Origin of the sequence: Pseudomonas sp. A2 (assembly GCF_023100865.1) — a bacterium.
GTDB classification, from domain to species: Bacteria; Pseudomonadota; Gammaproteobacteria; order Pseudomonadales; family Pseudomonadaceae; genus Aquipseudomonas; species Aquipseudomonas asiatica.
The window spans coordinates 2,323,854-2,340,321 of sequence record NZ_CP039127.1; the positions used below are offsets into that span (position 1 = coordinate 2,323,854).

Genomic DNA, 16,468 nt, shown 5'->3' on the forward strand with positions numbered 1-16,468 from the left:
CTCAGATGCTGCCACGCCGGTTCAGGCGCAGCGAGCCGGGTGGCGGTTCGTTGAGTACCGCCCAGAACACCCCCAGGTCGGAAATGGCGGCGACGAATTCCTTGAACTCCACCGGCTTGACCACGTACGCGTTCACCCCCAGCTCGTAGGCGCGCAGCAGGTCGGGCTCCTCGCGCGAGGACGTCAGCATCACCGTCGGGATGCTGCGCAGCTCGGCGGTGGCGCGCACTTCCTTCAGCACCTCCAGGCCGTCGACCTTTGGCAGTTTCAGGTCCAGCAGCAACACGGCGGGGTTGCCATCGTCACGTTCGGCATAGGTATTGCGCCGTAGCAGGTAGTCAAGTGCCTCGGCACCGTCACGCAGCACGATGACCTCGTTGGCCAACTGGCTGCGTTCCAGCGCCAGGAGCGTCAGCTCCAGGTCCCGTGGGTTGTCTTCGACCAGCAGGATGGGTTTGAGCATGATGGTAGCGGTGCCTCAAGTGGTCGCGGGGTGGCGCGGGAGGGTGAAGTGGAAGGTAGCACCCTGGCCAACCTTGCCATGGGCCCAGACCCGGCCGTCATGGCGTTCGATGATGCGACGAACACTGGCCAGGCCGATCCCTGTGCCTTCGAAGTCTTCCATGCGGTGCAGGCGCTGGAACACGCCGAACAGTTTGCTGGCGTAGGCCATGTCGAAGCCCACGCCGTTGTCGCGAATGCAGATCTCGGTTTCGCCCGGGTGTTGCACGGCGCTGATGCCGATGCGCGCCGGGGTGCGCCCACGTGTGTATTTGATGGCGTTGGCCAGCAGGTTGTGCAAGGCCATGTTGATGAACGCCGGGTCACCGACCACCTTGGGCAACTGGGCGATGTCCCAGACAATTTCGCGGCTTTCGTAGTCGGGCGCCAGCTCGCTGCGAATGGCCTCGACCAAGGCGTTGAGGTCGACCTCGGACAGGCGCAGGGCCGAGCGGCCCATTTGCGAGAAGTTGAGCAGGTTGTCGACCAGGCTTCCGGCAAAATGCGCGGCTTCCTCGATGTGCTGCAAAAAACGCCTGCCGCGCTCGCTGAGGCTCTGGCCCTCGATTTCGCCGAGCAGTTCGGAGTAGCCGGCAATATGGCGCAGGGGGGCGCGCAGGTCATGGGACACGCTGTAGGAAAACGCTTCGAGCTCCTTGTTCGAGCGGCGCAGCTCCCCAGCCAGCTGCGCCAGTTCCTCGGCCTTGCGCAGGACAATGCCGAGCACTGCCGTGCGCAGCTCCTGCACGCCTTCGATGACCAGCGGGTGCCAGGGTTCGCAGTAGCCGCGCAGTTTTTCCTGCCAGCTTTCGAAACTGTGCCGCGGGTCGAGGTTGCCCTGCGGCCCGACCTGTTTATTCGGCTGCCCGGCCCAGTTCACCGTGCGCACCTGCTCGGGACGGAACCACAGCAGGTAGTGCGAGTGGATCTGCGAAATGGCCACTGCCAGCACACCGCCTGCATGGGCCGCGAGCTCGGGCAGTTCATCGATGTCGCGGCACAGGTTGTCGCTGTGGAACACGCTGTCTTCGCCACGCTGGGAGAGCCAGTGCACCAGGGCGTTTACCTGCGCCGCCGGGGGGGTCTTGCCGATCAGGTCGCAACGTTCGGCGGATATGACCGCGGCACCTTGGGCGCCGGCGAAGGCCAGCAGTACTTCGGGCAAGTCGCGCAGGCCGTCGCCGACACTGTCATGGTCGGCCATGGACGAAATCATGCGCACGATGTGCTGGCGCAGCTCCAGCAACTGGCGAGTGTTGGCGTGGGACTCGCGCGATTCGATCTGCAGCGACAGCACACTGGCCAGCAGTTCGCAGGCGGTACGGGTGCGCAGGTCCACCGGGCGTGGCTGTTCGTGGTGACAGGACACCAGCCCCCAGAGTTGCCCGTCGACCACGATCGACAGCGACATCGATGCCAGGGTACCCATGTTGCGCATGTACTGCAGGTGCACTGGCGACACGCTGCGTAGCGCGGCAAAGCTCAGGTCCAGCGGCTTGCCGGTGCGTGGGTTGGCAGCGGGCAGCAACGGCGAGGCCTGGTAGTTGGCGTCCTCGATCACGCGGATGCGGTTGATTCGGTACAGCTCGCGCGCCTGGCGCGGTATGTCCGAAGCGGGGAAACACAGGCCCAGGTAGCTCGGGTAGCCCGGGTCGGCCACCTCGGCCAACACCTGGCCGTTGCCTTCGGCATCGAAGCGATAGGCCTTGACCCGGCCAAAGCCGGTGATGCGCTTGAGCTGCAGCACTGCTTGCTGCAGCAGTTCCTCGAGGCTGCCGGCCTGGTGGAGGCGGCCCACGAAGCTGCGCACCAGCGGGTAGTAGTCGCCTTGCCCGACAAGATCGGCCGGCAGGCGAGGGGGTTCGAATTCGGCGATCAGCACCTGGTCGTGACGATGGACCAGCAGGTGCAGGTTGCCACGATATGGAGCGTCCTGGCGCAGGTGCACATCGCTGATGTGGAACGGAAAGACCTCGTCCTGCGGCAGGCGGGCCAGGTGCAGGCGCAAGTCGAAGGCCCCGCTGACCAGTTCGGCGAACTCGCGACCTATCAGTTCACTGGCCGGTATGCCCAGCCAATGCTCGACATTTTCACTGGCCTGGAGTACCCGCATGTCGGTTTCGTCCAGCACCAGCAGAAAACCGTGGGGCTGGATGCTGCCAGGTAGCTGGATCGGCTCCTGGGCGCAGCGCTCGAGGGCTTGGGTGAGCGTGCTGTCTGCAATCATCTATGAAAACGCTCCTGTCGTGTCCTTCCATGCATGCCGCATGAGTCTAGGCAGGATGAAAGGGATACACCCTAACAGAATATCGGTCCGGATAACGGCCTTTGGCCATTTGAGGAGAATGTCGGCGATGCGTTCTGTGTCGTGCGGCTTTTTTTTAGTGGTAGCGCTTTTTGGCTAATACAAAAAAATGGCTCGATGCCAGCATCGTGATGCCACCTCGCTGCTACGCTCAAGTCAGCAGATATCGACAAGGATAATAAGGTGAAGGAGCGCTACCTGGCCGCCCTGTTGGGCCTTATGTTGAGCAGCAGCGCCATGGCGGCGGACTTTCTGGTGGAGGTACGGGTGCTGGTGCAGCGTGGCTGCATGCTGGTCAACCAGCCCCGCGATGCCGGGGCTCAGGCGCTTGGGCGCATCGACCTGGGCGCTACTGCACGGCTGGATGGCCCTGCCGCACCGCTCACCGGCGCGCTGTTGAGCCAGCGCCCGCCACGCCTGGAATGCAATCCCCACACCCCCTATCAGGTCCGCGTCGATGGTGGGCAGCATGGCGGCGTCGGCGAGTTGCGCTTTCTGGCCAGTGACGATGACATGGCCCGGCTCATACCTTATCGCCTCTACCGCGACGCTGCCTGGCGCGAGCCGCTGGCGGTGAATGTGGCGCATTCGGCGCGGGTGCCGGACAGCGGTTCGGTCGAGCTGCCGTTGTATGCACGGATCGACAAGCTGGCCTGGGTACCGCCTGCAGGCCTGTACGCCGACCTGCTCAAAGTCACCGTCACCTGGTAGGGATGCCACCATGCTCAAGGACGCGACGCCATGAACCGCACCTCGATCCTGCTGCTTTCCCTGGGCCCGCTGCTGGTGCCCGGTGGTGCCGCGCATGGCACCAGCACCGGTTTCATCCAGGCGCGGCTGGTGATCAGCAGTGCTTGCCAGATCAGCAGCAACGAGACGCAACCGGCAACGGTGGGTAACCCCGGCGTGATGGACTTCGGCGAGCGCGGACCGAACTGGGACCAGCCGCTGCGCAGCCGGGTTGACGATGTAAGCGGCGAAGGCAGCCTGCAGATCAGTTGCACGCCCGAGGTGCGGGCGTTCAACGTGCGCATCAACGGCGGCCTGAATGGCAGTGACGGCATACGGCGGCTGAGCAACGGCCGCGAGCTGATCCCCTACCAACTGGCGATCGACCCAGGTGGTAACAGCCGCTACGGCATCGGCCAGGCGCGTGCCTTCACCATCAGCAGTACCCGGCAGATACCGATCCCCATCTACGGTGTGGTAGTGGCGCAACCGCGTGCGCTGCCAGCCGGCCTGTACCGTGACACCCTGAGGGTGACCCTGGACTGGTAACGACACAAGGAGACTTCGATGCGAACGAACCTTTCACGCTGCATCCTCGCCGGTCTGGGGCTGATGCTGAGTTACCAGGCGCAGGCCGCCACCACCGGGACTATCGAGTCGACGCTGACCTTGACCGCAGCGTGTCAGGTCAACGGCACCTCAGCCTCCTCGGGGGCAGACTTCGGTACCTTGGACTTCGGTACTCACGATGCCTTGTTCAACACCGCCGACGGCCAGGTAATCGGCGGCGGCGGTGGGGCGATCAGCATTCTCTGTTCGGCTGGCACGGTACCAGTCATCCGCGTGGGTGCAGGTTCCCACGATGGCCAGTCGGCCGGGGGCAGCCGTGCGCTGGCGGATGGCGTCGGCAACTTCGTGCCGTACGACTTCTACACCGATGCCGGGCGTACGCAGGTGTTGGCCATCAACGGCACCATCACCTTGCCGCTCAGCAGCGGTGTGGCCCAGACCGTCAACCTGTATGGCCAGGCGCGCGGCAAGGTCGGCCTGCCGGCGGGGGAGTACACCGACACAGTGTCCGTCGAGCTGTCGTTCTGAACCATGCGCAGCTGGCTGGCGGGCGGCATGAGCGTCCTTGGCGTGCTGCTGGCCGCGCCTCTGGATGCGGCGACCACCAGCAGCTTCCTGGTGACGGCGCAGATCGTCGCCGGGTGCCTGGTGGTGGGCGGCGTGACCAGCTACGGGACGCTCGACTACGGCTCGCAGTCGGCACTGGCCACCGGAACTCTCGGCACCTCGTTGGGCGGTACCACAGTGACCTTCCAGTGCACCCCGGGCGTGGCCTTGAGCATGAGCGTGGATGGCGGGCAGAACAGTGCCAGTGGCACACGCAACCTCAAACGCACGGGCGGCACGCAGGTGCTGGCCTACCAGTTGTACCGGGACGCGGCGTACAGCCAGAGCCTGGGGATCGGCCAGAGCGTGGCCGTGGGCTATACCGACCCGACGGCGATCAAGCTGCCGGTGTACGGGCGGGTTCAGCTGACCGGCACGATGCCGGCGGGGACTTACACCGATGTGGTGCAAGTGACGGTGACCTGGTGAATGCATCGGCACTAATGACCAGTATCCAAGGAGAGCTTCATGGGGGCAGGCGCGAAGTGGGCGCGAGGATTGATCGGAGTATCGTCGCTGGCGAGCCTGCCAGCCTGGGCGGCCACCTCGGTGCTGATCTGGCCGATCGACCCGGTGTTGGAGGCTGACCAGAAGGCTGGCGCACTGTGGCTGGAAAACCGCGGAACCGCACCGGCCAACCTGCAGGTGCGGGTGTTCGCCTGGCGCCAAGGTGACTACCAGGAACAGTACCAGGCACAGCGCGAGATCATTGGCAGCCCGCCGGTGGCCAACGTCGCCCCCGGGCAGAAGCAATTGATCCGCCTGACCCGCACCGGCCCCTCGCCAGTCGGCCAGGAGCAGGCCTACCGCATCATCATCGACGAAATCCCGCCCGCCATCCCGGTCGACAAGGCCGAGCCCGGCACCACCGCGGCGATCCGCCTGCAGATGCGCTACTCGGTACCCCTGTTCGTCTACGGCGAAGGCCTGTGGGGCAAGGCAGGCCCTGAGAGCAAGGGCAATGCCGAGGGCGTCGGCAAGCCGCAACTCAGCTGGCGTGCAGTGACCGTGCAGGGCAAGCCGTACGTGGAACTGCGCAACACCGGCCCGGTGCATGCACGCCTGACTGATGTGGTGGTGCAGCAGGGCAGCCAGAGCAAACCACTGGCCGATGGCTTGCTGGGTTATGTGCTGCCGGGGGCCAGCATGCGCTGGCCGGCACCGCTAACACCGAGTGCCGGCAGTGTGCTCAAGGGGAGGGTAAACGGCCAGAGCAGCGCGGACGCCATCCGCCAAAGCCAATGAGCCTGCGCCTGAATGCCGCGCACAGGCCGTGGAGAATCCGGCAATGGTTGGACACCGTGTGTGAGGTGGCTGACCCACCGTTGTTGCCTGGGGCTTGCCCTGGTCGGCCCTGGCCTGGTGCTGGCCGACGACCTGCCGCCACCACCCACGGAGATGTCTGCCATCGCCGATGCCACGTTGTACCTCGAGTTGCTGGTGAACCAGGTGCCCAGGTCTGAGCTGGTGCCGGTGCAGCAGCGTGCCGGGCAGTTGTACCTGGATAGCGAGGTGTTGCGGGCGGCCGGAGTTTCGCTGCCGGGCCTCCCCCAGGGCGAGGTGGCGCTTGAGGCCATCGTGGGGATGCATGCCGACTACGACAGCCAGAACCAGCGCCTGCTGCTGCAAGTGCCGCCGGCCTGGCTGCCCGACCAGCAACTGGGCGACCGCAACCTGTACCCGGCCAGCGATGCACGCAGCAGTTTCGGCACCTTGTTCAACTACGACCTGTACCTGAACGACACCGATGACGGCGGCAGCTACCTGGCGGCCTGGAACGAACTGCGCCTGTTCGACAGCTGGGGAACGTTCTCCAGCAGCGGGCAGTGGCGCCAGTCGTTCAATGGTGCGCCGACCGACGATATGCGCCAAGGCTTCTTGCGCTACGACACCACCTGGCGTTTCACCGACGAGCAGCGCCTGCTGACCTACGAAGCCGGTGACCTGGTGACCGGGGCCTTGCCCTGGACCAGCTCGGTGCGGGTCGGTGGCCTGCAGTTGTCGCGCGATTTCGCTGTACGCCCCGACCTGGTCACCTATCCGCTGCCGGCGTTCTCCGGTGAAGCGGCGGTGCCGACCTCGCTGGACCTGTTCATCAATGGCTACAAGTCCAGCACCAGCGAATTGCAGCCGGGTCCCTACACCTTGACCAACGTGCCCTTCATCAACGGCGCCGGGGAGGCGGTGGTGGTCACCACCGATGCCCTTGGCCGGCAGGTGTCGACCACCTTGCCGTTCTACGTCACCAGCAGCCTGCTGCAGCAGGGCCTGACCGACTATTCGGTGGCAGCCGGCAGCCTGCGCCGTGACTACGGGGTACGCGATTTTGCCTACGGCCCCGGGGTTGCTTCGGCCAGCCTGCGCTACGGGGTCAGCGACATCTTCACCCTGGAGACTCATGCCGAAAGCGCCGAATCGCTGATGCTGGGCGGCCTGGGCGGCAACATGCGGCTGGGCAACCTTGGCGTGCTCAACGCGGCCCTGGCGCAGAGCCGGTTCGACGGCGACAAGGGCCACCAAGTCGCCCTCGGCTACCAGTACAACAGCCAGCGCATCGGCTTCAGCTACCAGCGCCTGCAACGCCATGGCGACTATGCCGACCTGACCCGGGTCGACAGCCGGGACATACAGCTGAGCCAGCGCAGCGAGCAGGTCATGCTGAGCCTGAACCTGAACGAATACGGCAACATTGGCGCCGGCTATTTCGATGTGCGCGCCGGCGACGGCACACGTACCCGGCTGATCAACCTGAGCTACAGCAGGCCGCTGTGGGGCAACAGCAGCGTTTATCTGTCGGCCAACCGTGAAGTGGGGAACAGCCAGTGGGCAGTGCAGGCGCAACTGGTGATCCCGTTCGACCTGCACGGCACCCTGGCCCTGGGCATGGAGCGCAGCCAGCAAGGCGAAACCCTGCAGCGGGTCAACTACAGCCGCGCGACGCCGGTGGGGGGTGGTGTCGGTTACAACCTGGGCTACGCCGCCGGTAGCGAGCGCGATGCCTACCGCCAGGCCGATGTCACATGGCGCCTGCAGTCGGTGCAGTTGCAGGCCGGTTTGTATGGCAGCAGTGGAGAGATGACCCGCTGGGCCGACGCCAGTGGCTCGCTGGTTTGGATGGATGCCGGGCTGTTCGCTGCCAACCGTATCGACGATGCCTTCGTGTTAGTCAGCACCAGTGGTTACGCCGACGTGCCGGTGCGCTATGAAAACCAGGAGGTCGGCCGTACCGATGCCGATGGTCACCTGCTGGTGCCGTACAGCAGCGGTTACTACCGCGGCAAGTACGAGATCGACCCCATGGGCTTGCCGCCGGACATCCTCGCGCCGGAAGTGGAACAGCGGGTGGCGGTGCGCCGGGGCAGCGGCTACTTGCTGGAGTTTCCGCTCAGGCGCGTGCTGGCGGCCAGCCTCGAACTGGTGGACGCCGAACAGCAGGTACTCAAGCTGGGCAGCCGTGTCACCCATGCAGAAAGTGGCAGCCAGGCGGTGGTCGGTTGGGATGGCCTGGTTTATCTGGAGAACCTGACGCCGCATAACCGACTGCTGGTTGAGTTGGAGGGGGGCGGGCATTGCCAGGTGGCGTTCGACCTGCCTGAGTCGCAAGGTTCGATCCCGTTGATTGGCCCGTTGGTGTGCAAGTGAAGGCCTGCTGGCGTGGTTTGTGGGCATGCGCCTTGTTGTTGTGGGCGGGCTCGGCCTGGGCCAAGTGCACGTCAGTGTTGACTGCTCCGGCGGCGTTTGGTTCGCTCAACTCGACTCAGGTACGTGGCACGGTCCAGACAGCTTCCAGCACCAACTCGGGCCTGCAATGCAACGGTTCGGTGATCAGCGTGCTCAGTAGCACCGACTCCTTCAAGATCAAGATCACATCCACCACCAGCGGCCTGGTAGGGCCTACCGGGGATGTGATCCCCTACACCCTCTATGCCGACGCCACAACCAACTATCCGATCACCCGTGGCACCCCCTTCGAATTCAGGACCACCGGCATCCTCGACTTGCTCGGGTTGCTCAACGGTACACCGAAGAATGTGCCTATCTACATGCGCACGCAGGTGGGCAGCAACGTATCGGCGGGGCTATATCAGGAAATCCTCGATGTCGAATGGACCTGGGACTATTGCGACGGGATTGGTGTTGGCGGGCTTTGCATAGGGCGAGACCAGGGCTCCGGTACCAGAACCCTGCTGGTAAGCATGACGGTGACCAACGACTGCCAGATCACTACGCCCAGCATCAACTTCGCCAGCGCGCCGGTGGTGGCGGGGTTCGGCACGGTGAGCCAGAGCCTGAGCGTGTCGTGCACCAAGGGCAGCAACTACACGGTGGGCCTGGATGACGGGCAGAACGTGGCCAATGGTCGACGGCGGATGAAGTCGGCGGCCAACAACTACCTGGCCTATGACATTTTCAAGAGCGCCGGGGCGGTGCGCTGGGGGTCGACAGGGGCTGCGCGGCGGGCCAGTGCCGATGCCGATGTGAACCCCGGCACGGGGACCGGCACCGGTAGCCAGGTGTTCAACTACAACGCCAAGGTCTACACCGACCAGGCTACACCCCCGGCTGCGACCTATACCGACAGCGTGATTCTGGATGTGCAGTTCTGAGCGCAGGGACCTTGTGGGAGCGGCGGTCCGCGTAACCTGTGGGAGCGGCTTTAGCCGCGAAGAATCCAACGCGGTGCATGGCACCGGCTACGCCGGTGTTCGCGGCTAAAGCCGCTCCCACAGGGTCCCTGCTAATTCAATGAGTCATGTGCAGTCCTGTGAGAGCCGGCTTGCCGGCGATGGGCCGTTTCAGTCAGCGCAAATCGCCAACCATCTTCGCCAAGGTCTCAAGCACCGCCCCGGCCAACGCCTTCGAACGTGCCCCCGACCACCCGGTGACGGCATCCGGCGCGTCGTCATGGTCCTTGAACGGCATTTCCAGGGTCAGTGACAGGCAGTCATGCGCCATCCCCACCGCATTGCAGGCCAGCGTCGTGTTGGCTTGCCCCGGTTCGTCGCGGGTATAGCCATGCACGGTCTGGAAGTCGCGGGTCAGGCTGCACAGGGTGCTGCGGAACTGCTCCTCCAGTTTGGCCAGACGCGGCGTGTAGCCCGGGTTGCCCTCGCAGGCCGCGGTGAACACATGGGGAATTTCTTCGTCGCCATGCACGTCGATGAACGCATCCACGCCGTGTTGCTTCATCTGTGCCTGGGCGAAGAAGACCTCGGGGCTGAGCTCGACGCTGGCGTCTTGCCAGGCACGGTTGAGGTCCTTGCCCTTGAAGTTGGTGCGCAGGTGGCCGAGGAAGGCACCGTCGGGGTTCATGTTGGGGATCAGGTACAGGTCGGCCTTGGCCAGCAACTGCCGGATCACCTCGTCGTTGGCCTGCAGGCGGTCGATCACGCCCTCCATGAACCATTCGGCCATGTGTTCGCCCGGGTGTTGCTGGGCAATCAGCCACAGCCTGCGCTTGCCTGCGGCACCATCACCGGCACGCAGCAGGGGAATGTCGCGGCCCTGTACGCTGCGGCCACTGGCGAGCAATTCCACCCCCGGCAGTTGCCGTGCACGTTCGATCAGCTGGTTGTGACGAGCGCGCGGGTAGGGCTCGAAGTAGGCGAACCAGATGTGCGGCTGTTCGGCCTTTACCTCGAACGACAGCGCCGTGCCGTCGAACTGGCTGGGGACGCGGAACCAGGTTTGCTGGTCGTAGGAGGCCACGGCGTTGTAGCCGCTCCAGGCGTTCTTGTAGGAGGAACCGGAGGCGTTGTCGAGGCTGAAGCGATGGACCTGGCCTGGCGTCAGCCCGCTGACCTTGAAGTGGAACCACTGGTAGTGGCCGCTGTGGGTGTCCGGGCGGATGGCCAGGTGCACCCGGGCCGGGTTGCTGGCATCCAGCACCTGGATGTTGCCGGAGTCGAAATCGCAGTCGATCTGCAGGGGGGACAGCGTCACGGTCATGTGCCGGGCTCCTTCTGGGGGCTTTGTTGTGAGGGTACTGTACACGGCTTGACAGGGTTGCTGTGCGAGATCAGGCGACGCGGGGGCGATCTCATATGTTTCCTACAGGCTATTTGAAGAACTGACTCGGCGTGATACCGAACTGGCGCTTGAACATGCTGGCGAAGGCACTGGGGCTGTCATACCCCAGCGTCCCCGCCACATCGATGATCCGCTCGCCCAGGGCGATTCGCTCCAGTGCCTGCATCAGCCGCGCTTGCTGGCGCCACTGGCCGAAGGTCATGCCGGTTTCCTTGCGGAACAGGCGCTGGATGGTCTTTTCGTCCACCCCCAGCTGCTGGCCCCAGTCGGCCACGGTGGCGTTATCGTCAGGCCGCTCGTGCAGCGCGGAGCAGATCGCCTGCAGGCGCTTGTCGCCGGGCTGCGACAGCTTCAGCGGCAAGGTCGGCAGCACGCAGATCTCGTCGAGGATCAGGCGCATCACCCGGGCTTCACGGGAGTCTTCGGCAAACGGCGCGGTAAAGCCTACGGAAGCCTTGATCAGCTCGCTGAGCAATGGCGAGATGCTGATCGCCTTGCTCTGCAGGGGCAACTGCACTGCCGCGTCGGCGCGCACGAACACACTGCGCATCTTCACCTCGCCCACGCAGCGTATCGCGTGCACCTGGCCGCAAGGCATCCATACGCCGCGGCTGGGAGGCACGGTCCAGCGTTCGTTACCGGACTCGACGATCATCAGGCCTTTGGTGGCATAGATCAGTTGGTGCTTGGCATGGCTGTGGGGCTCGATGAACCAGTCGGTCGGGTAGTCCGTCGCACGGCTGCCCACCTCCCAGCTCCACTCATCCACCTCCACCAGCAATTCGTGCTGCGGCTTCAGCATTTCGACCTCTTGTACGGGCAGCCTGGCACGCCCACTTTAACAGCAGCGGCTGGGGCGGGCTTGCGAGCGGGTTGCCGGCAGCAGCGCGGTGGCCAACCCCAGCAGCGGCAGGAACGAGATGATCTGGTACACCCACTCGATGCCATGCCGGTCGGCCAGTTCGCCAAGCCCGGCGGCGCCGATGCCGCTGATACCGAACATCAACCCGAACATCACCCCCGACACCATGCCGACCCGGCCCGGCACGGCCTCCTGGGCATACACCACCAGGGCGGCGAAGGCCGAGGACATCACCAGGCCGATGGCCACCGCCAGTACCGCCGTCCAGGCCAGGTTGGCGTAGGGCAGGGCGAGGGCGAAGGGCGCCACGCCGAGGAACGAGACCCAGATCACCGCCTTGCGCCCGATACGGTCACCCACCGGGCCACCAGCGAAGGTGCCCAGGGCCACGGCCGCGAGGAACACGAACAGGTACAGCTGGCTGTGCTGCACGCTCAGGCCGAAATGCTCGATCAGGTAGAAGGTGAAATAGTTGGTGAACGAGGCGATGTAGACGAACTTGGCGAACATCAGCACGGCGATGACCGCCACGGCGCGCCACATGGCGCCACGCGACAGGCCGGGGGCCTGCTGGCCGGCGAAGGTCTTGAGCCGGGTCTGGCCGTGACGCACGGTCCAGCCGGTCACCCGCAGCAGCACGAATACCGCCAGCGCGGCCGCCAGCATGAACCAGGCGATGGCCGGCTGGCCGTGCGGAATGACGATGGCAGCGGTCAACAGCGGGCCGAGGGCCGAGCCGGTGTTGCCACCGACCTGAAAGGTCGATTGCGCGGTGCCGAAGCGCCCGCCGGAGGCCATCCTGGCCACTCGCGAGGCTTCGGGGTGGAAGGTCGCCGAGCCCACGCCGACCACCGCCGCGGCTACCAGTAGCATTTCATAGCTGCTGGCGAAGGCGAGCAGGGCGATGCCCACCAGCGTCACCAGCATACCGGCCGGCAGCAGGTAGGGTTGCGGGTGCTTGTCGGTGTACAGGCCGACCCAGGGTTGCAGCAAGGACGCGGTCACCTGGTAGATGAGGGCGATCCAGCCGATCTGGGCAAAGCTGAGTGCGAAATCGCTCTTGAGCATCGGGTAGATGGACGGCAGCACGGCCTGGATCAGGTCGTTGAGCAGGTGGGCGAATGCCGCAGCGCCGACGATGCGGACCAGAAAGCCCTGGGGTTGGTCGGCAGGTGTGGTGGCGGCCATGGAGGCGGTGGAGGTCGTCATGGGCGATCTTCTTCTGGCGAAAGGGAACAAGGCATTTGCCGAAGAAGGGTAGCCAGTGCCCGGTTTGCCTGTCTCACGCCGAACAGGCAGCCACTGTCGCGTTTCGGACATTCCGGGCCTGACGCCCTGAATTCGCAGGCGGTCCGCGTACCCTGTGGGAGCGGGTTCACCCGCGAAGAATCCAGCGCGGTGCATGGCACCGGCTGCGCCGGTGTTCGCGGCTAAAGCCGCTCCCACAGAGTCCCTGCTGACACTTGGCCGCCCTCGAATTCATCGTTCGTGCCGCGCCACCCAGCGCAGCAATGCTGCAATCGGTACGCTGCGGTGAGCCTCGTGTCGGTAGGGCTTGCCCTCGGCGGTAAAGCGTTCGCGATAGCGGCTCAGCACCAGGCTCCGGCCATCGGCGGAAACCCGGGCCTCCAGTTCATGCAGCAACAGCGGTTGCCGGGCAGCGCCTTCCAGGCGCCTGAACAGCAGCATGGCGCCTTGGGCATCATTCTTCATGGGCACCCCCTGCGCAATCCACTGGCCAGGTGCCCGGCTCGCCGGCCTTGCCTTCTGCCACCCGGTTGCTGCGCCGCTGCGCGGTGTAGTCACGCATCGCAACGTAATAGTCAGGCCAGGTGCGCAGCAGGTCGGTCAGTGGCAGTGCTTCGGCCCGTGCATCGACGATGCCGCCGGCCGTGGCTACGGTGCCCATGGTTTCGACGGTATCGCTGTTGCCGCCAAACGGGTCCAGTGCCAGGCCCAGCAGCGTGCCGGTGGCATCGCGCAGGTTGTGGGTGCCCAGCAGCGGCAGCTCGACGATGGGGCCAGAGGCGATGTTCCACACCCCGAAAGTCTGGCCAAAGTCCGAGCGATGCTGGCTCAGCCCCATCTTGCCAGACACGTCGACCAGCCCTGCCACACCCAGGGTGGTGTTGAAGATGAAGCGGGAGAGGCTGGTCATCGCCCGTTCGCCGTTGCCCTGCAGCAGGTCGTTGACGAACACCTTCGGCTCACCGAAGTTGCTGGCAAAGTTGTGCATGCCCTGCCGGGCAAAACCGGGCAGCGCGGTGTAGCCCCGTGCGACGGGGGCCAGCAGATAGTCGTCGACCGTGCGGTTGAAGGCGAATACGGCACGGTTGGCGGGCTCCGCCGGGTCACTGACCTGATAGGCGACATTGCCGCAGGCCGCCGTCGCCGGTGCACGTTGGCTGCAGCCTCCCGCCGCAAGCAGCGACAAGGCCAGCGCGGCTGAGCGCGCTGAGCGGGAGGCGGATGATGAACGGGACATAGAGACATTCCTGGCAAGAACTGGCAGCGATGCTGCGCAGTTTTCTTTGCCTGGTAATGTCCGGATTGTCTCGGCGTCGACACTTTGTTTCCGGGTTGAAATATATGACGGCTACGTGGGGATGGCCTTAAAGTACGGCTTGATAACCTTGTTTTGCGGTGCTTTTTTGTGAGCCATTTGCTGATAGTCGACGATGATGTCGAGGTGCTCGACCTGCTGCAGAAGTTTCTCTGCCAACATGGCTACGAGGTTGATGTGGCCAGGGATGGCAAGGCGCTGTGGCAGGCCGTCGAGCGGCGGGTGCCGGACCTGGTCATCCTGGATGTGATGCTGCCTGGCGAAAGTGGCCTGGTGTTGTGCCAGCGCCTGCTGGCCGAGCACAAGGTGGCAGTGATCATGCTCACCGCCATGGGCGAGTTGAGTGACCGGGTGGTTGGCCTGGAGCTGGGGGCAGACGACTACCTGACGAAGCCGTTCGCCGCCCGTGAACTGCTGGCCCGGGTGAGGGCAGTGCTGCGCCGTGCCGGCGAAGCGGCCGGGAGCGCGGCGGGCCATGCCTGCGCGACCCTGGAGTTTGCCGGCTGGCGGCTGGATGTGGTGCGGCGCGAGCTGCGTTCGCCGGACAACGTCATGATCCCCTTGTCCAACGGTGAGTTCGAGCTGCTGCTGGTGTTCGCCGAACATCCGCGGCGGGTGCTCAGCCGCCAGCAGTTGCTGGACATGGCCCGTGGCGATGCCTACGACGCCTATGATCGCAGCATCGACGTCCAGGTCAGCCGGCTGCGCCGCAAGCTTGAAACCGACAACGGCAACGAGCCCTTGATCCGTACCCTGCGCAACGCCGGTTATTTGTTCACGCCCACGGTCGCGAAGCGATGAAGCTGCTCGCCAGGGTTCGCCAGGCCCTGCCACGGCCCAGGATCACCATTGCCCGCTGGATCGCGCTGACCACCCTGACGGCGATGCTGTTCCTGTTGCTGCTCAAGGGGCTGTTCAGCCTGTTGCTGAGTGTCTGGGCGCAGCCACCGCTGCTGGAGAGCGGGGTGATCGAGAAGGTTGCAGCGGTCACTCGCATCCTCGACGTCGCGCCCATGGCGCAGCGCGCCAACATCGCCAGTGCGGCGGGCGACGGCTCATACTCCGTGCGCTGGCTGCGCCGCCATGACGAAGCGGGCGTACCCGTGCTGGTCGATGCCGAGTTCAGCGAGGGCACGCCTATCCTGCGCGCATTGCTCAAGCGCCCGGATGCCAGGGTCGAGGCTTTCGCACCGTCCGACATGCCGGAGTACGCACCTGACCGTGGTTATGCGCTGATGATCGAGCTGACCGACAAGTCCTGGGTGCTGTTCCGTGCCACCAGCCGTAGCTGGGGCCTGGACGAACTGCCGCGCAACCTGATCATCCTCGGGCTGATGCTGGTTTCCAGCCTTGTCGTCGCGCTGTTGGCCACCCGCTACCTGGCCAAGCCGCTGGAGCGCTTTGCCGAAGGTGCGCGGCGTTTTGGCAAGGACTTCAACGCCCCGCCCATTCCGGTGGTCGGCCCGCACGACCTGCGTCAGACCATTCTTGCGTTCAATGCCACCCAGGCGCAGCTCAAGCATTTTCTCAACGACCGTACCCAGATGCTCGCGGCCATCTCCCATGACCTGCGTGCACCGCTGACCCGCATGCGCTTGCGCGCCGAGTTCATCGACGATGCCCAGCTACAGGCCAAGTTGTTCAAGGACGTCGACGAGATGCAGGCGATGGTCGATGCGGCGTTGGGGTTCTTCCGTGATGACGCGCGGCTGGAACAGACGACCGTATTCGACCTCGGCGAATTGCTGCTGACCGTGGTGGACGACTTCAAGGATGCGGGGGTCGAGGTCGGCCTCAGCGGGCCGCGTCGCTGTGTGTATACGGGGCGGCCGGTGGGTATCAAGCGGGTGCTGGTCAACTTGATCGACAATGCAGCGAAATACGGCTGCGAGCCCACGGTGGTGTTGGCGGTAAACGCCAGGCAGATCGAGATTACCGTGCAGGATCGCGGGCCGGGCATTGCGCCGGAGCTGCACGAGCAGGTATTCGCGCCGTTCTACCGTATCGAAGGTTCACGCAACCGCAATACCGGTGGCGTGGGGCTGGGCCTGCCCGCAGCACGTGCCATCGTGCTGGAGCAGGGGGGCAGCATGTCCCTGGGCAACCGCCCGGGTGGCGGGCTGGAAGTCAGAATCATGCTGCCGCAGGGCTGATCAGAGCCCCAGTTCGCTGAGCCTGGGGTGATCGATGGGGCAAGGGGGGCTCTATCAGGCTGCGTCGGCTGCAGTTTTCCCGGCAACCTTGCTAAGCCCAACCAGCCGGCAGCAGGCCCATCGGGGTGAACTCGGTGGGGCCGATGCCG

At 64.9% G+C, this 16,468-nt stretch carries 16 protein-coding genes; 9 read left to right on the forward strand and 7 right to left on the reverse strand.

Going from position 1 to position 16,468, the window contains the following annotated elements; translation table 11 throughout:
- Position 1: 1 nt before the first annotated feature.
- Together E5221_RS10855 and E5221_RS10860 are read right to left on the reverse strand one after the other, a co-directional pair.
- A complete protein-coding gene (locus E5221_RS10855; protein WP_013971927.1) occupies positions 2-463 on the reverse strand; it encodes a response regulator in 462 nt (153 codons plus the stop codon).
- A 15-nt stretch (positions 464-478) separates the two neighbouring features.
- Positions 479-2,728 (reverse strand): ATP-binding protein, encoded by a 2,250-nt coding sequence (locus E5221_RS10860; protein ID WP_247847370.1) that lies wholly within the window; start codon positions 2,726-2,728, stop codon positions 479-481.
- 261 nt (positions 2,729-2,989) lie between these two features.
- Here E5221_RS10860 and E5221_RS10865 point away from each other — a divergent pair, with 261 nt between their 5' ends.
- From E5221_RS10865 to E5221_RS10895, 7 genes are all read left to right on the forward strand, one after another.
- A complete protein-coding gene (locus tag E5221_RS10865) occupies positions 2,990-3,517 on the forward strand; it encodes a spore coat U domain-containing protein (RefSeq protein WP_247847372.1) in 528 nt (175 codons plus the stop codon).
- A 30-nt stretch (positions 3,518-3,547) separates the two neighbouring features.
- A complete protein-coding gene (locus tag E5221_RS10870; protein ID WP_003256412.1) occupies positions 3,548-4,084 on the forward strand; it encodes a spore coat U domain-containing protein in 537 nt (178 codons plus the stop codon).
- 18 nt (positions 4,085-4,102) lie between these two features.
- Positions 4,103-4,633: a spore coat U domain-containing protein gene (locus E5221_RS10875; protein ID WP_182328638.1), complete on the forward strand. Its 531-nt coding sequence runs from the start codon at positions 4,103-4,105 to the stop codon at positions 4,631-4,633.
- Between the two features lie 3 nt (positions 4,634-4,636).
- Positions 4,637-5,140 (forward strand): spore coat U domain-containing protein, encoded by a 504-nt coding sequence (locus E5221_RS10880; protein ID WP_015269734.1) that lies wholly within the window; start codon positions 4,637-4,639, stop codon positions 5,138-5,140.
- Between the two features lie 39 nt (positions 5,141-5,179).
- The gene (locus E5221_RS10885; protein ID WP_247847374.1) at positions 5,180-5,956 is read left to right on the forward strand and encodes a molecular chaperone; all 777 of its coding nucleotides are present in this window, start codon (positions 5,180-5,182) and stop codon (positions 5,954-5,956) included.
- Between the two features lie 99 nt (positions 5,957-6,055).
- Positions 6,056-8,353 carry a fimbria/pilus outer membrane usher protein gene (locus E5221_RS10890; RefSeq protein ID WP_247847733.1) on the forward strand — a complete coding sequence of 766 codons (2,298 nt, stop codon included), beginning with the start codon at positions 6,056-6,058 and terminating at the stop codon, positions 8,351-8,353.
- Positions 8,350-9,318 (forward strand): spore coat U domain-containing protein, encoded by a 969-nt coding sequence (locus tag E5221_RS10895; protein WP_061550525.1) that lies wholly within the window; start codon positions 8,350-8,352, stop codon positions 9,316-9,318. The genes E5221_RS10890 and E5221_RS10895 overlap by 4 nt, the downstream gene beginning before the upstream one ends.
- Positions 9,319-9,511: 193 nt before the next feature.
- Here E5221_RS10895 and E5221_RS10900 read toward each other — a convergent pair whose 3' ends face one another.
- The 5 genes from E5221_RS10900 to E5221_RS10920 all read right to left on the reverse strand — a co-directional run bounded on the left by E5221_RS10900 (position 9,512) and on the right by E5221_RS10920 (position 14,088).
- Positions 9,512-10,660, reverse strand: a complete 1,149-nt coding sequence (locus tag E5221_RS10900) for a M14-type cytosolic carboxypeptidase (RefSeq protein ID WP_061550524.1) — start codon at positions 10,658-10,660, stop codon at positions 9,512-9,514.
- A 109-nt stretch (positions 10,661-10,769) separates the two neighbouring features.
- A complete protein-coding gene (locus E5221_RS10905; RefSeq protein ID WP_003256408.1) occupies positions 10,770-11,543 on the reverse strand; it encodes a helix-turn-helix transcriptional regulator in 774 nt (257 codons plus the stop codon).
- 36 nt (positions 11,544-11,579) lie between these two features.
- Entirely contained in the window at positions 11,580-12,812 is a 1,233-nt protein-coding gene (locus E5221_RS10910; protein ID WP_039614079.1) for an MFS transporter, read from the reverse strand.
- Between the two features lie 270 nt (positions 12,813-13,082).
- The gene (locus tag E5221_RS10915) at positions 13,083-13,316 is read right to left on the reverse strand and encodes a hypothetical protein (protein ID WP_013971936.1); all 234 of its coding nucleotides are present in this window, start codon (positions 13,314-13,316) and stop codon (positions 13,083-13,085) included.
- Positions 13,306-14,088 (reverse strand): VacJ family lipoprotein, encoded by a 783-nt coding sequence (locus E5221_RS10920; protein ID WP_247847377.1) that lies wholly within the window; start codon positions 14,086-14,088, stop codon positions 13,306-13,308. The genes E5221_RS10915 and E5221_RS10920 overlap by 11 nt, the downstream gene beginning before the upstream one ends.
- A gap of 168 nt (positions 14,089-14,256) precedes the next feature.
- Between E5221_RS10920 and E5221_RS10925 the strand changes: the two genes are divergently transcribed.
- Together E5221_RS10925 and E5221_RS10930 are read left to right on the forward strand one after the other, a co-directional pair.
- Complete coding sequence (locus tag E5221_RS10925; protein ID WP_061550521.1) at positions 14,257-14,967, forward strand: response regulator; 711 nt, start codon at positions 14,257-14,259, stop codon at positions 14,965-14,967.
- Positions 14,964-16,319, forward strand: a complete 1,356-nt coding sequence (locus tag E5221_RS10930; RefSeq protein ID WP_247847379.1) for an ATP-binding protein — start codon at positions 14,964-14,966, stop codon at positions 16,317-16,319. The genes E5221_RS10925 and E5221_RS10930 overlap by 4 nt, the downstream gene beginning before the upstream one ends.
- The last annotated feature ends 149 nt before the right edge of the window (positions 16,320-16,468 follow it).

Bases quoted from the DNA above. Each gene is read 5' to 3' on its own strand.
- E5221_RS10910 (WP_039614079.1), bottom strand. From the start codon at position 12,812: ATGACGACCTCCACCGCCTCCATGGCCGCCACCACACCTGCCGACCAA.
- E5221_RS10930 (WP_247847379.1), top strand. From the start codon at position 14,964: ATGAAGCTGCTCGCCAGGGTTCGCCAGGCCCTGCCACGGCCCAGGATC.
- E5221_RS10880 (WP_015269734.1), top strand. From the start codon at position 4,637: ATGCGCAGCTGGCTGGCGGGCGGCATGAGCGTCCTTGGCGTGCTGCTG.
- E5221_RS10920 (WP_247847377.1), bottom strand. From the start codon at position 14,088: ATGTCCCGTTCATCATCCGCCTCCCGCTCAGCGCGCTCAGCCGCGCTG.
- E5221_RS10855 (WP_013971927.1), bottom strand. From the start codon at position 463: ATGCTCAAACCCATCCTGCTGGTCGAAGACAACCCACGGGACCTGGAG.
- E5221_RS10870 (WP_003256412.1), top strand. From the start codon at position 3,548: ATGAACCGCACCTCGATCCTGCTGCTTTCCCTGGGCCCGCTGCTGGTG.
- E5221_RS10885 (WP_247847374.1), top strand. From the start codon at position 5,180: ATGGGGGCAGGCGCGAAGTGGGCGCGAGGATTGATCGGAGTATCGTCG.
- E5221_RS10915 (WP_013971936.1), bottom strand. From the start codon at position 13,316: ATGAAGAATGATGCCCAAGGCGCCATGCTGCTGTTCAGGCGCCTGGAA.
- E5221_RS10900 (WP_061550524.1), bottom strand. From the start codon at position 10,660: ATGACCGTGACGCTGTCCCCCCTGCAGATCGACTGCGATTTCGACTCC.
- E5221_RS10905 (WP_003256408.1), bottom strand. From the start codon at position 11,543: ATGCTGAAGCCGCAGCACGAATTGCTGGTGGAGGTGGATGAGTGGAGC.
- E5221_RS10860 (WP_247847370.1), bottom strand. From the start codon at position 2,728: ATGATTGCAGACAGCACGCTCACCCAAGCCCTCGAGCGCTGCGCCCAG.
- E5221_RS10875 (WP_182328638.1), top strand. From the start codon at position 4,103: ATGCGAACGAACCTTTCACGCTGCATCCTCGCCGGTCTGGGGCTGATG.